This is a genomic window from Rhizobium sp. BK399 (assembly GCF_014194695.1).
GTDB lineage: Bacteria > Pseudomonadota > Alphaproteobacteria > Rhizobiales > Rhizobiaceae > Rhizobium.
Genome location: NZ_JACIAH010000001.1, coordinates 256,811 through 270,477, shown reverse-complemented (window position 1 = coordinate 270,477; position 13,667 = coordinate 256,811). Strand labels below are relative to the sequence as shown.

Genomic DNA, 13,667 nt, shown 5'->3' with positions numbered 1-13,667 from the left:
AATGAATGTTGAGACAACCTTTATGATTATGGTTAACGATCGGTTTCGATCGCTTTGCAATGCACTGAATAGTGCGGGGTCCGACGAGCCTTGACAAAGAGCTGTGGCTATCCCGCCATAGCGTCTTCGTATTCTGAAGAGAGCTCGAGCCACTGCTCCTCGGCGGCGGCAAGCTTTGCGGCAGCCTCACCGCGCTGCTTGGCCTTCTCCGCAGCCTTCGCAGGCGCTCTTTCATAGAGCAGGGGATCCGCAAGTTCCGCATCAAGCGCCTGAATCTGTTTCTCCAGCTTGCCGGTTAAGGATTCGATTTCGTTGATCTTTTTCTTGAGCGGCGCGAGCGATGCGCGCTTTTCGGCGTTCAGCTTGCGCTGGTCCGCCTTCGAGGCGGACTCTTCCGCAAGCTGGGGTTTCTCGTCCTTCTTCCTGCCAGATGCGACAACGAGGTCGCGGTATTCATCCATATCGCCTTCGAAGGTCGTGACCGTGCCCTTGTTGACGAGCCACAACCGATCGACAGTCGCCTCGATAAGGTGGCGATCGTGCGAAATCAGAATGACCGCGCCTTCGTAATCGTTCAGCGCCTCGATGAGCGCTCGCCGGCTGTCGATGTCGAGGTGGTTCGTTGGTTCGTCGAGGATCAGGAGATTGGGCGCGTGGAAGGCAGCGAGCCCCATCAGCAGGCGCGCCTTCTCGCCGCCGGAGAGATCCTTTGCCGCAGTCGACATCTTCTCCGTCGCGAGGCCCATCTGGGCGACACGCGCCCGCACCTTTGCTTCGGGCGCGTCCAACATCAGGCGACGTACATGCTCGACCGGCGACTGGTCCGGGATCAGATCGTCGAGCTGGTGTTGCGCGAAGAAGCCGATCTTGAGGTTGGGAGCGAGCTTGACCTCGCCTGCCTCCGCCGCCAAGCGACCGGAAATGAATTTGGCGAAAGTGGACTTGCCGTTGCCGTTGGAGCCGAGCAACGCGATACGATCGTCATTGTCGATCCGCAGATTGAGCCCCTTCAAGATGGGCTTGCCAGGTTCGTAGCCGACAGCGCCGCCGCTGATGGCGACGATGGGGGAGGCAGGTTGCTTTTCCGGCTCGGGGAAGGTGATCGGCTGGACGTGATCCTCGATGACGGCGGCTACCGTTCCCATGCGCTCGAGTGCCTTGACGCGGCTCTGTGCCTGGCGTGCCTTGGAGGCCTTTGCCTTGAAGCGGTCGATGAAGCTCTGCAGGTGTTTGCGGGCTGCCTCGTTCTTCACCCGCGCCTTCGTCTGCAACTCGTCCGCTTCGGCCTTCTGCCTCTCGAACTGGTCGTAGCCGCCGCGATAGAAGGTCAGCTTCTTCTGGTCGAGATGAACGATCGCGTTGACCGCGTTGTTCAGGAGATCGCGGTCGTGGCTGATGACGATGACCGTGTGCGGATAGCGACGTACATAATCCTCAAGCCACAAGGTGCCTTCGAGGTCGAGATAGTTGGTCGGCTCGTCGAGAAGCAGCAGGTCCGGCTCGGAGAACAGAACCGCAGCGAGAGCGACGCGCATTCGCCAACCGCCCGAAAAGGAGGAGGCCGACCGCGACTGCGCTTCCTGATCGAAGCCGAGGCCCGCCAGAATGCTGGCAGCACGGGCCTCCGCGGAATGCGCATCGATATCCACCAGCCGCATCTGGATTTCCGCGATGCGATGGGGATCGGTGGCGCTTTCCGCCTCCGCCAGCAGCGCTGAGCGCTCCTTGTCCGCGGCCAACACGATTTCGATCAGCGCGTCTTCCGTTCCCGGTGCTTCCTGCGCGACCTGTCCGATGCGCGTATTCTTCGGGATCGAGACGGAGCCGCTCTCCGCGGCCAGATCGCCGGTAATCACCCGAAATAGCGTGGATTTACCCGCGCCGTTGCGACCGACAAGACCTGCCTTCGTGCCGGCTGGCAGCGAAACGCTGGCGTGATCGAGAAGCAGTCGGCCGGCAATACGTGCGGAGATGTCGGAAATCGTGATCATGGCCGGCGTTTTGGCCGAAAGCCGTGATCAGCGCAAGAGCCTGTGGCTCACCGACCGAAGGCTTGCACGGGCTGCCGGCGATTTGACTGAGCGGCGTGGAGCGCGACGCGTGCATTTGCCTGCAACTGCGATGCCGTCGTTGCGTCGGCGCTCAAGGCGATCCCGAGCGAAATTGTAAGCCCGGCCGAGGCAGTGTTGTCGGATGCCGCGAACGTCATGTGGTCTTCCACCGAGGCTCGGAGGCGATCGGCAATCGCAAGAGCCTCCTGCATGCCGACATTGGCAAACAGGAAAGCAAATTCGTCGCCATCGATCCGTGCAACAAGATCGTTCTTCTTGATCGACTTTCGGAAGAGATCAGCAAGCTTCTTCAGCACTCGCGTTCCAACCTGTGTACCGTAGCGGCTGTTGAATGCCTTGAAGTCGTCAACGTCGACCATGATGAGGGCGCTGCCGGCGGCGCCTTCTTCCCGGTCGTAGAGATCGGCGATCGCTTTGTTGAGGGCGATGCGGTTGGGGATTCCGGTCAGCTTGTCCGTTGCCGATGCTGAGTGAGCCGCTGCGATACCAAGCTCGATCGCCTCCAGGCGTTCGACGTCGCTTTTCAGCCGGGCCTCGATATCCTTTTCGGAAGCCAGGACGTTGGAGAGAGAGGTCGACAGGTACTCCATCTCGCTCATGATCGCGCCAAGGTTTTGGTCGGCATTCCCCGCTATCGATTGAAGCGTCCTCTCCGCCGCGCGCAGGAAGGCCTGCTTCTGGCGCAAGCTGTCCGAAAGTCTATCCGCCGCATCACGCAGCATCCTGCTTGTTTCGGCATGCGAAATCTCGCTTGCGAGACCGCAATGGCTGACGAGCCGATACTTCAGGCCGATTTCATCGAGCGAGGCCTGCCGCGGGCTCGGTCCGAGCGCGGCGATATCCTGTGCGAGGGCGGCGTTCTGGCCGATGATCGCCTCATGCAGGAGTTCGTAGTTACGTGGCAGGCCGGCGATTGCAAGCCGGGTCATATGCTGGGCGATCCGCTGAAGATCGGTCGGGGCGGCGGCCGGGCGCTGTGCTGCTTCTCGTTGTACCTGTGAGTTTGGCGCAGTTCGCATGACGTTCCCCTCGCTCCGACTTTGGCATCGGCGTTTGGTTTCTCTATGCAACTAGCGCGCTAAAAATAGCTTAAGCTCGGTCGTTTGTAGTTGAATTACGCTGCTGAACAGTGAAACGCGGTTAATGGAGCGTATCCAACAGACATTTACTGTCCTGGCGGACGTTTGATGTTCATCGAAGCGGCAGCGTTATCGCGCGGGCGGAGGAGTGGCTTTCGCTCGACGTGAGGCAATCGTTGCATGACAGCCGCGTGAAATTGCCTGTGCCCACTTGTTTTCGGGCTATCAGGCGGGTAAACACCGCCCACTTTTCCCACGAAATAAAGGAATTCGACCCATGGCGATTGAACGCACTTTCTCGATGATCAAGCCGGACGCAACGAAGCGCAACCTGACGGGCGCTATCACCAAGATGCTCGAGGATGCCGGCCTGCGCGTCGTCGCCTCCAAGCGCGTCTGGATGAGCAAGCGCGAAGCCGAAGGCTTCTACGCCGTTCACAAGGAACGCCCCTTCTTCGGCGAACTGGTTGAAGGCATGACCTCTGGCCCGACCATCGTTCAGGTTCTGGAAGGCGAGGGCGCCATCCTGAAGAACCGCGAAATCATGGGTGCGACCAACCCGGCAAACGCTGACGAAGGCACGATCCGCAAGGTTCACGCCCTGTCGATCGGCGAGAACTCGGTTCACGGCTCGGACGCTCCGGAAACCGCTGCACAGGAAATCAAGTACTGGTTCTCCGACACCGAAATCGTCGGCTGATTCAGGCTCTCAGCGATACCGCTGAAGCCATTGAATTGACTCTGAAAGCCGGGGCTCTGCTCCGGCTTTTTTACGTTGAAGGGCAGGTGGCGGCAGAGTCGTAGTCCACGCTGCCATCCGGTTTGAAGACCTCGGGGTTCTTCGTATAGAGTGGCCCGACAACGAGTGGCTTGCCCGGCATGACCGACTGGTCGAGGCTGGAGATCACCTCGGTCTTCAGGCTCTGCAAGGTCTCTCCCTTGGCATCGACCAAGCGAACGTTCACGGCGTAGGGCTTATCCTTCTTGACGCAATGAAGCGCGGGGCTTTGCAGCGTGATCTTGTCCCAGAACGGATAGACCTTCTCGTTGGTGACCAGCACGTCGCCGCCCGCCGGGTTTTCGAATTCCGCGATGGCGACCGTGCCTTCCGGAATCGGCGCCTTCTTGTTCAAGGTCACGACATAGGTCGCAACCGCGATCCGATAGTTGAAAACGAAGACGCGACCGCTGATCTCGACCAGCTTGTCGGTCTCTCGCTGGCATCCCGTCAGCACGGCGGCTGCAATAAAAACAGCCATCGACAGCGCTTTCATGGCGCTTCCTCCTCTTTCCTCCGGCGATAGTGGCGGCTCGCCTTGGCGCGATTGCCGCACACCGCCATGTCGCACCAGGCGCGGCTCCTGTTCTTGCTGCGGTCGATGAAGAGCCAGCCGCAATTGCGGCAGATCTTCATGCGCTCTGGATCCGGCATGGCGATCAGCCGCAACACCGAATGCGCGGTTGCCGCGTCGAGGCCGTTTGCTTCGTTGGCGCCACGCAAGGTGCGCGCCAGCGCCTCCAGAAGATCGGCAAGCAGTCGGTCATTGCCTTCGCCTGAAACACGGGCCCGGAAGTAGCGGTCCGTCGCCTCGCGCAACGCCAGGAAGTTTCGCCTGTTCTGTGGTGCCGGACCAACCATCTCACCGAAGAGCGCCCGCTCCGCACAGAACTCGGCCGCAGCCTGCGGAAAGGCTTCCAGCTGGGCTGATGCTTCGAAACGGTCGATCCGTCGCGTCTCGTCATGCCGAAGCACAACGCTGTTGGCGACATCCAGCGCCAATGCGCCTCCGGAAAAGCGGTGTGGGGTCCAGGTAAAGCTCATAATGAAAATATAACTGGTAAAATATGTTTTGCTAGTTATTATTTCGACAATCAGGAGTTTTTCATGGCCTATCTGCTTCAGCAATTGGCGAACGCGGTACCGCTGGCTGCGCTCTATGCTGCGCTTGCCTTTGGCTACGCCGTTGCCTTCGGGGTCACCAAGCGTGCCGATATTACCTATGGGGCGATCTTCGCGTTTTCGGGCCAGATTCTGCTGCTTTTCACCGACATCGGCTACAACAGGCTGTTTCTGATCCTCCCGGCTGCACTGGTGCTGGGCGCCTTGTTCTCGACGGTCTATTCTATGCTGGCGGCGGTCTGGATTGGGCGCTCCATCATGCTGCCCCTAGTGCGCCAGTCATCGAACACGGTGATCGTCGCTGCCCTCGGCATTACCATCGTGCTGATGGAAACGGCGAGGTTCGCATCCGACACCAAGAGCATATGGCTTTCGCCGTTCCTGAACAGCGTTGTCGTCTTCTGGAGTGACGGGGCGTTCAAGGTGACGCTGACCGAGATACAGCTGATCAATACCGGATTGATGTGCGCCATGGTCGCGCTCGGCGTTGCCGTCATGAGAGGCACGTCGTGGGGGCGCCTCTGGCGCGCCGTGACCGACGATCCTCTTGCGGCAGAACTGTGCGGGACGAGCGCCGACCGCGTCTTCCTCGTCGCTTATGCGGCGGCAGGCCTGATTGCTACCGTATGCGGCATCCTCGCCACCTTCTACTACGGCACGATGGATTTCGGCGCCGGCCTAATGTTCGGCCTCAAGGTTTTGATGGTCGCCGCGGTTGGAGGTTATTCGGACCCTTTGAAGTCGGCTGGCGGTGCAGCCGGTCTCGGTGTAGCGGAAACGATGTGGAGCGCCTACGGCCCCTATCTCTGGCGTGACCTTGTGGTGTTCTCGCTGCTCGTGCTCCTGTTGGTCCTCAGCAGGAGGGAGAGGGTAATACCCTGACTATTTCCACTTGTCGCGGGCCGCGTCATCCGCGTCCTTGGCCGTGACCCATTCGCCGGTGGAGCCATCCTTGCCGTGTTCCTTCTTCCAGAAGGGAGCGGCCGTCTTCAGATAGTCCATCACGAAGTTCGCGCCGTCGAATGCGGCTTGGCGATGGGGCGCCGCGGCGATGACAAGGACGATATTCTCGCGCGCGGCGATCTTGCCGTAGCGATGGATGGCCGTCAGGCCCATAAGCCCGAAGCGTTCGATCGCAAGGCTGCCAATCCGGCTCATTTCCGCCTCGGCCATACCGGGATAATGCTCGAGTTCGAGCGCCGCGAGCCTGCCGCCTTCGTCACGGCACAAGCCCGAGAATGTGACGATCGCGCCGATGCCGCCGTTTCGCCTGCCAAGCCGATCGACTTCCGCTTGAAGGTCGAAATCCTCGCGCTGGACGCGAATATCCGGCTCGACCTTGCTGGTCACGTCAGCCTCCGGTCATCGGCGGGAAAATGCCGATCTCCCTGGGATTTCCGATCGGCTCGTCGTGCTCGACGTGCTCCTGGTCGATTGCGACCCGGATCACGTCGGGAAACTGAAGCGCGGTCTCATATTCTTCGCCCATCGTCTTCAAATGATTCAGAAGATCGGCAACGGTAACGACGGAAGACGGCAGGACCATTTCCTCTTCGGCCTTGCCGATCCGTTCGCGCACCCAGGCGAAATAGACGAGCTTTGTCATTCTTCGTCATCCACGATGTGCTTCAGACCGGCACGGAAATAGTCATAGCCGGTGTAGATTGTCAGCAGTGCCGCGATCCAGAGAAGTGCGATGCCTGTCTTCGTCGTGTAAGGGAAGATCTCGTCACCTGCAGGGCCGGCAAGCAGGAACGCAATCGCGACGAGTTGTACGGTCGTCTTCCACTTGGCAATGCGGGTGACAGGCACGCTGACCTTCAAGGCGGCCAGATATTCGCGCAAACCGGAGACTAGAATCTCCCGGCAAAGAATGGTGATCGCCGCCCAGATCGACCAGCCGGCAATCGTCTGGTCAGCGGCGACCAGCAGCAGAATGGACGCGACCAGCAGCTTGTCGGCGATCGGGTCAAGCATCCGGCCGATGTTCGACGTCTGGTTCCAGATCCGGGCGAGGTAGCCGTCGAGAAAGTCGGTGAGCGACGCGATGACGAAGATCCACAGCGCCACCCATCGTGCCGTGTTGCTGATCGCCAGCTTTCCTTCGAGGAAAAAGCACAGCACGATCAGCGGCACTGCCAGAATGCGGCCGTATGTCAGCAGGTTCGGAATATTATATGCGCGCGATGCCATGAAACATGTCTCTGAAGTGATGTGCCCGTAGATGACGGCTTTGACCGTAAAGCGTCAACATTCTTTCTATTTTTCCGCTGCCTTTGCGTGGAATTTGCGACTGGCGCCACCTATTTCGCGGCGTCGTCGTGAAAATGATTGTAAACCTGCTTGGCGACAGTCTCCGAAATCCCTTCGACCGCCATCAGGTCGGAGAGCGCGGCACGGGAGACAGCCTTCGCGGTTCCGAAATGCTGCAGCAAGGCGCGCTTGCGGGATGGCCCGATGCCGCCGATCTCGTCGAGTGGGTTCTTGACCATCTCCTTTTTGCGCCGGGCGCGATGCGAGCCGATGGCGAAGCGGTGCGCTTCGTCGCGCATGCGCTGGATAAAGTAGAGGACCGGATCGCGCGGCGGCAGGGTGAAACTCTCGCGTCCTTGCGGGAAGAAACGCTCGCGCCCGGCGTCGCGGTCGACGCCCTTGGCAACCCCAATGGCAATGACGCTATCAGTGATTCCCAATTCCTCGAGGATCCCACGCACGGCTGTCATCTGTCCCTGGCCGCCGTCGATCAGGATCACATCGGGCCAGGCGGGGAAGGGCATGTCGGCCGCATCTGTCGGCGATGCCGGTTGGCTGCGGTCGGGCAGACCTTCTTCCTTGAGTAGGCGGGAGAAGCGGCGGGTCATCACCTCGCGCATCATGCCGAAGTCGTCGCCCGGCGTGATGTCGGTCGATTTGATGTTGAACTTCCGGTACTGGCTCTTCACGAAGCCTTCCGGCCCTGCGACCACCATGCCGCCGACCGCGTTCGTGCCCATGATGTGCGAGTTGTCGTAGATCTCGACGCGTTGCGGCACATAGCCAAGCTTGAAGGTCTCCTTGAAACCTTCGAGCAGCCGCGACTGCGACGCCGTTTCCGCAAGCTTCCGGCCATGCGCTTCGCGCGCATTGGCAATCACATGCTCGACCAGATCCCGCTTCTCGCCGCGCTGCGGCACGAGGATGGAGACCTTATGCCCGGTCTTCTCGCCGAGTGCGGCAGCGAGCAGTTCCAGTTCTTCGACCGTCTCCGACAGCAGGATCTGCTTCGGCACCGGCTTGTCGTCGTAAAACTGCGCGAGGAAGGCGTTCAACACCTCGGCAGCCGAGAGCTGCGGGTCGGCCTTTGGGAAGTAGGCGCGGTTGCCCCAGTTCTGTCCGGTGCGGAAGAAGAACACCTGAATGCAGGAAATGCCGCCTTCGTGGTGGATTGCGAAGACATCAGCCTCCTCCACGCCCGCGGGATTGATGCCCTGGTGACTGGACACATGCGAGAGCGAGGCCAAGCGGTCGCGATAGACGGCAGCACGCTCGAAATCGAGATCTTCGGCCGCGAGGTTCATCGCCTCGGCGATGTGTTCCTTGACCTTCTGGCTCTTGCCGGAAAGGAAGTCCTTCGCCTCCTGGACGAGTTCGGCATAGCCCTCGTCGCTGATCTCGTGCGTGCAGGGGCCGGAACAGCGCTTGATCTGATAGAGCAGACAGGGACGGGTGCGCGTCTCGAACACGCTGTCGGTGCAGGTACGGATGAGGAAGGCGCGCTGCAGCGAGTTGATCGTCCGGCCGACGGCACCGGCTGAGGCGAACGGGCCGAAATAGTCGCCCTTGCGGGCGCGGGCGCCGCGATGTTTGAGGATCGCAGGAGCGCGGTGGTCGCCGCTTATCAGGATATAGGGAAACGACTTGTCGTCGCGCAGCAGCACATTAAAGCGCGGGCGCAAGCGCTTGATGAGATTCGCTTCCAGCAACAGCGCTTCGGTTTCCGTGCGAGTCGTCACGAACTCCATGTTCGCCGTCAGTCGCACCATCTGCGCGATACGGTTGGAGTGCACCCGGCCAACCGCGTAGTTGCCGACGCGCTTCTTCAGGCTGCGTGCCTTGCCGACGTAGAGAACGTCGCCGGCCTCGTTGAACATGCGGTAGACGCCGGGGCTGTTCGGCAGTCGCTTGACGAACTCCGCGATAAGATCCGCGCCAACAAGGCCGGTCTCGTTGGTCCCGCCTTCGTTCCAATCGATTGCAGCCGCCGGCGCCGCCGTGGAGGCGTCGCTCTCCACTTCGATATCGTCGTCTGCATCAGTCTCGTCGTAAAGAACGCCGCCATCCGGCAGCTTTCTTGAATTCATTCCGTAATCTCCGCCACATCGGGCGTCTGCCAAGCGAGGTGCTGGCCGCCGTCGAGGGCAATCATCTGGCCGGTGATCGAGGGCGTTTCGTAGAGGAAGCGAATCGTTTTGCCGAATTCCTCAAGCTGCGGCCCTCGCTTGAGGATAAGCGCTGAAACCTGCGCTTGGAAGTCTTCTTGCGACTGCCGTTCACTCGGCATCGAGGGGCCGGGGCCGACGGCGTTGACGCGGATGCGTGGCGCCAGCGCCTGCGCCATGGTCTGCGTCGCGGTCCACAAGGCGGACTTCGACAGCGTATAGGAATAGAAGCTCGGCCGCAGCGCCCAGACACGCTGGTCGATGATGTTGACGACGAGTCCGTCCGTCCCGTCCGGCAGTTGCGCGGCGAAGCCGGCCGACAGAATCGAGGGCGCGCGGACATGGACGGCGAAATGTTCGTCCCATGCCTCGGCATTGATATGGCGGACGGAATCCTCGTGGAAAACCGAGGCGTTGTTGACAAGTAGATCGAGTGGTCCGATCGCGTCCGACGCCTTTTTTACCAGGTCGCTGGTCTCATCGATTTTCTGCAGGTTAGCCCGAACGGCGACTGCCTTGGCGCCTCTTTGCCGCAATTCCGCCGCGAAATTCTCGGCCTCCTCAATCGAACGGCTGGCATGAATCGCGACTGCGAAGCCATCCGCAGCCAAATCCTCGACGATTGCCCTGCCTATTCTTTTGGCCGCCCCGGTCACGAGTGCTGTGCGAAGTCTTTTCCCGTTCAAAATCATGCCTTTTCGCCGCGAAACTCTGTTCGCTGCTTATATAGGCGTGGGAGAAGGTGAGATAAATAGCCGTTTTCATTGCGATGTCGTCGGAACTACTAGGTGTACTATTGAAGAATATAATTCATTAAAATAAGTATTCATGATTTAACCATTCGTTATGGTTAACAAATATTCTGTTGCGGCAAAGCAACATCGAATTTTAGCCACCCGCACGCCGCAATCAAATCACAATTCGGCTCTTTCAAATCCTCAATTGGGCATCAATTTCCCTTCCGAACCGCAAGGGACATTTGTAATAACCCGCGAATGCTTCGCTGTAGGATAGTTGACGAAGGACGCGGGCTGAAAGGAGAAGAGTATGCGTACGTTTATTGCTAGTCTGTTGGTTTCGACCGTTGCCCTTGGTGGGTTTTCCGCCGCATATGCAGCCGATGCCGTTGATCAGATCCCGGAAGCTCCGGTTGCACAGAATGAGCCGGCTCCCGCGGCGAGCTGGCAGGGCTTTTACCTCGGCGGTGCCGGCACCTACAACCTAGGCGGCTTTGGCGACAAGTACAACGCTCGTGCTCTCGGCGGTCAGATTTATTCCGGTTACAACTGGCAGGCTGGCCAGATCGTTTACGGTGCGGAAGCCGACATCGGCTATTCCGGCGCTGACGGCGCTGCTGGCGGCGGCGAAGGCAAGAACGAAGTCAACGGCTCGATCCGCGGTCGCGTCGGTTACGATCTGAACCCGTTCCTGCTGTATGGTACGGCTGGTCTTGCCGCCACCAAGAACAAGTTCAGCAATGCTGCCGGCTCTGACACCGACAGCTCGTTTGGCTACACGGTTGGTGCGGGTGCCGAAACCTTCGTGACCAACAACATCACGGCGCGTGTCGAGTACCGCTACACCAATTACGCCGACAGCGATTTCCATGTCGGCGGCGCAAACATTTCGCGCGGCTACGACGAGCACAGCGTCAAGGTCGGTATCGGCGTCAAGTTCTAAGCCGAACGAATACAGAAAAGCCGGGCTCCAGCCCGGCCTTTTTGTTTGTGCGATTAGCCGCGGCCTATTTGGGGAAGTCGGTCGAGACCGCAAGCTCGCGCCATGCAGCGAGTTCCTTGGCGACGTGGGCATTCTTCGCTTCGATGACCGCCACGGTGTCGCTGCCGAAGGGCATACGCAGTGGAGGATTGTCCGAATGCGCCAGAGTGACCATCGCCTTGGCAAGCCGAGCGGGGTCGCCGGGCTGCTGGTGGTTATGGCCGGCAGCGAATTCGCGCATCGCGCCGACAGGCGTCTCCTGGTAGTCGGCAATCGAGCTCGGGCTGACGGCGAGTGAGCTCTCGTCCAGGAAGTCGGTGCGGAAGAAGCCGGGCTCGACGACCGTCGCCTTGATTCCGAGCGGTGCCACTTCTGCAGCGAGCGCCTCGGTGATGCCTTCGACCGCGAACTTCGTGGAGCAATAGATACCCCAGCCGGCGTGCGACTCGTAGCCGCCGATGGACGAGATGTTGAGAACGTGACCCGAGCGCTGGCGACGCATGTGTGGCAGGACCGCACGGGTGACCTTTAACAAGCCGAAGACGTTTGTGGCGTAGAGCCTCTCGATCTCGTCAGTTGTAGCCTCCTCCACGGCACCCAGCAGGCCGAAACCGGCGTTGTTGAGCAGCACGTCGATCTGGCCGAAGCGCTTGACGGCGGCTTCAGCTGCCTTGTGCGCGGAAGCTTCGTCGGTCACGTCGAGCGACACGGCGAGCAGATTGGGATGATTGCCGAACTTCTCTTCCAGCCCCTTCGGGTTGCGCGCCGTCGCGACGACGGCGTCACCTGCATTGAGAGCTTCCTGGGCGATGAGGGCACCAAAACCACGCGAAGCCCCTGTGATGAACCAAACACGCATGACGATCTCCTTTGTCCTTTGCGCTGCGATTTGCTTACGGAGTGAAGGTAGCGTATTGGCATAGGTGAGAGAATTTACGTTGTTGTTCATAGGTTACTGAGAAAAATTCATCAATGAAACGTGTCCGCTCGACCGATCTGGCGATCTTCCTGGCGATCGCCAACCACCGAAGCTTCCGGAGGGCATCGGTCGAGTTGGGTGTTACGGCCTCCGCCTTAAGCCATGCGCTGCGGGCGATCGAAGAGCGACTTGAGGTGCGTCTGGTCAACCGGACAACGCGTGGCGTGGCGCTGACTGAGGCCGGCGAGCGATTGTTCGACCGGATCCGGCCGGCCTTCCTCGACATTGATGCCGCCCTCGACGACCTCAATAGCTTTCGCGGCCAACCGCACGGGAAGCTCCGCATCAATGCGGCGCGCGTCTCCACGAAACTCGTGCTTCTGCCGATCGTCGCCCGTTTCTTGAAGGCTTATCCCTCCGTCGAGGTCGAGATCGTCATCGATGACGGACTGGTTGATATGGTGTCGTCAGGTTTCGATGCCGGCGTTCGATTCGGCGAAAGCATCGCTGCCGACATGATTGCGGTGCCGATCGGCCCGCGTCATCGCTTCGCGGTCGTCGCCGCGCCGAGTTACTTCGAAGGCAGAACCAGGCCGGTGACACCGCACGATCTGCGCGACCACGAATGCGTGCGCTATCGTTTCTCCGGCGGCGCTCTCTATCGATGGGAGTTCGAGCGTGGCGGCATCGAACTGGAGATCGAGGTCCGTGGTCCGCTGACATTGGGCGACCAGGACATTATCCATGATGCCGTGCTGCGCGGCTGCGGTCTCGGATACCTTTTCGAAGAGCAGGCGCAAGCCGCGATCACAGAAGGCAGGCTGATCCGCGTGCTGGAGGACTGGTGTCCCTTCTATCCGGGCTTCTTCCTCTACTATCCTAGCCGTCGACAACTCCCGACGGCGCTGCGGGCCTTCATCGATTTCGTGAAGACTGACAAGGGAACGCCTCAGGTCTGAGGTTTCAGTTGGCTGTAGGCAGGAAACTTCTTTTCAAACTCCCGGCGCCAGCCGATGAGTTCGGAGTGCTCCGCCTCCCACTGGCCCGGAAAACGGAGGTCCAGGTAGCCCAACGTCGCTGCTAGCGCGAAGTGCCCGCCGTGCAGCCGCTTGCCTATTTTCGGCAGGTGGACGCTGAGATGGTTCAAGCCGGAGACAGCCTTCTTCCACTGTCGATCGATCCAGGGTTGGTGCACCTTTTCCTCGTCGCGGAAGCGCCGCTCGTAGACGATGGCGAGCAGGCAATCGCAGATGCCGTCACACAGGGATTCGAGAATTTCGACCTCCGTCCGCCTACCCCTCTTGGATGGGTAAAGCTTCTTGCCCTTCAATCGGTCGAAATAGTGCATGATAGCGACGCTGTCGAAGATCGACAGCCCGTCGTCGGTCAACAATGTCGGGATTTTGCCGAGTGGATTGTTGTCGACGAGAACGGCAGGCCCGGCGTTCGTATCCACGCGGATCTCGATCGCATCCAGTTCCAAGTAGCGCGCGGCCATGCGTACCTTGCTGGAATAGGGAGACGTCGGTGCGCAAAGGATCTTCATGGTCGCTCTTCCCT

At 60.0% G+C, this 13,667-nt stretch carries 15 protein-coding genes; 4 read left to right on the top strand and 11 right to left on the bottom strand.

Annotation, left to right across the window (positions count from 1 at the left end; translation table 11 throughout):
* Nucleotides 1-107: 107 nt before the first annotated feature.
* Both FHT97_RS01395 and FHT97_RS01390 read right to left on the bottom strand, forming a co-directional pair.
* A complete protein-coding gene (locus tag FHT97_RS01395; RefSeq protein ID WP_183859380.1) occupies nucleotides 108-1,991 on the bottom strand; it encodes an ABC-F family ATP-binding cassette domain-containing protein in 1,884 nt (627 codons plus the stop codon).
* 47 nt (nucleotides 1,992-2,038) lie between these two features.
* A complete protein-coding gene (locus FHT97_RS01390; protein ID WP_183859378.1) occupies nucleotides 2,039-3,091 on the bottom strand; it encodes a GGDEF domain-containing protein in 1,053 nt (350 codons plus the stop codon).
* Nucleotides 3,092-3,428: 337 nt separating this feature from the next.
* On the opposite strand from FHT97_RS01390, the gene ndk reads away from it, so the two are divergent.
* On the top strand, nucleotides 3,429-3,851 hold the full coding sequence (ndk, locus tag FHT97_RS01385) for a nucleoside-diphosphate kinase (protein WP_016553456.1): 423 nt from the start codon (nucleotides 3,429-3,431) through the stop codon (nucleotides 3,849-3,851).
* Nucleotides 3,852-3,921: 70 nt separating this feature from the next.
* On the opposite strand, the gene FHT97_RS01380 is transcribed toward ndk, so the two are convergent.
* Nucleotides 3,922-4,425: a hypothetical protein gene (locus FHT97_RS01380; protein WP_183859376.1), complete on the bottom strand. Its 504-nt coding sequence runs from the start codon at nucleotides 4,423-4,425 to the stop codon at nucleotides 3,922-3,924.
* Entirely contained in the window at nucleotides 4,422-4,973 is a 552-nt protein-coding gene (locus FHT97_RS01375; protein WP_183751530.1) for a CGNR zinc finger domain-containing protein, read from the bottom strand. Before FHT97_RS01375 ends, FHT97_RS01380 begins: the two co-directional genes overlap by 4 nt.
* Before the next feature lie 63 nt (nucleotides 4,974-5,036).
* Here FHT97_RS01375 and FHT97_RS01370 point away from each other — a divergent pair, with 63 nt between their 5' ends.
* A complete protein-coding gene (locus FHT97_RS01370; RefSeq protein ID WP_183859374.1) occupies nucleotides 5,037-5,933 on the top strand; it encodes a branched-chain amino acid ABC transporter permease in 897 nt (298 codons plus the stop codon).
* On the opposite strand, the gene FHT97_RS01365 is transcribed toward FHT97_RS01370, so the two are convergent.
* From FHT97_RS01365 to FHT97_RS01345, 5 genes are all read right to left on the bottom strand, one after another.
* Entirely contained in the window at nucleotides 5,934-6,401 is a 468-nt protein-coding gene (locus FHT97_RS01365; protein WP_183859372.1) for a molybdenum cofactor biosynthesis protein MoaE, read from the bottom strand.
* Nucleotide 6,402: 1 nt separating this feature from the next.
* Nucleotides 6,403-6,657 carry a molybdopterin converting factor subunit 1 gene (moaD, locus tag FHT97_RS01360; RefSeq protein WP_183751526.1) on the bottom strand — a complete coding sequence of 85 codons (255 nt, stop codon included), beginning with the start codon at nucleotides 6,655-6,657 and terminating at the stop codon, nucleotides 6,403-6,405.
* On the bottom strand, nucleotides 6,654-7,244 hold the full coding sequence (pgsA, locus tag FHT97_RS01355) for a CDP-diacylglycerol--glycerol-3-phosphate 3-phosphatidyltransferase (RefSeq protein WP_183751525.1): 591 nt from the start codon (nucleotides 7,242-7,244) through the stop codon (nucleotides 6,654-6,656). Before pgsA ends, moaD begins: the two co-directional genes overlap by 4 nt.
* A 110-nt stretch (nucleotides 7,245-7,354) precedes the next feature.
* On the bottom strand, nucleotides 7,355-9,391 hold the full coding sequence (gene uvrC / locus FHT97_RS01350) for an excinuclease ABC subunit UvrC (protein ID WP_183859370.1): 2,037 nt from the start codon (nucleotides 9,389-9,391) through the stop codon (nucleotides 7,355-7,357).
* On the bottom strand, nucleotides 9,388-10,155 hold the full coding sequence (locus FHT97_RS01345; RefSeq protein WP_183753819.1) for an SDR family oxidoreductase: 768 nt from the start codon (nucleotides 10,153-10,155) through the stop codon (nucleotides 9,388-9,390). Before FHT97_RS01345 ends, uvrC begins: the two co-directional genes overlap by 4 nt.
* Nucleotides 10,156-10,516: 361 nt before the next feature.
* Between FHT97_RS01345 and FHT97_RS01340 the strand changes: the two genes are divergently transcribed.
* Complete coding sequence (locus tag FHT97_RS01340; protein WP_183751523.1) at nucleotides 10,517-11,149, top strand: outer membrane protein; 633 nt, start codon at nucleotides 10,517-10,519, stop codon at nucleotides 11,147-11,149.
* Nucleotides 11,150-11,213: 64 nt separating this feature from the next.
* Here FHT97_RS01340 and FHT97_RS01335 read toward each other — a convergent pair whose 3' ends face one another.
* Nucleotides 11,214-12,047 carry an oxidoreductase gene (locus FHT97_RS01335; RefSeq protein ID WP_183859368.1) on the bottom strand — a complete coding sequence of 278 codons (834 nt, stop codon included), beginning with the start codon at nucleotides 12,045-12,047 and terminating at the stop codon, nucleotides 11,214-11,216.
* A gap of 113 nt (nucleotides 12,048-12,160) precedes the next feature.
* Between FHT97_RS01335 and FHT97_RS01330 the strand changes: the two genes are divergently transcribed.
* A complete protein-coding gene (locus FHT97_RS01330) occupies nucleotides 12,161-13,066 on the top strand; it encodes a LysR family transcriptional regulator (RefSeq protein WP_183859366.1) in 906 nt (301 codons plus the stop codon).
* Here FHT97_RS01330 and FHT97_RS01325 read toward each other — a convergent pair.
* Nucleotides 13,057-13,653, bottom strand: a complete 597-nt coding sequence (locus FHT97_RS01325) for a glutathione S-transferase (RefSeq protein WP_183859364.1) — start codon at nucleotides 13,651-13,653, stop codon at nucleotides 13,057-13,059. The genes FHT97_RS01330 and FHT97_RS01325 overlap by 10 nt on opposite strands.
* Nucleotides 13,654-13,667 lie beyond the last annotated feature (14 nt).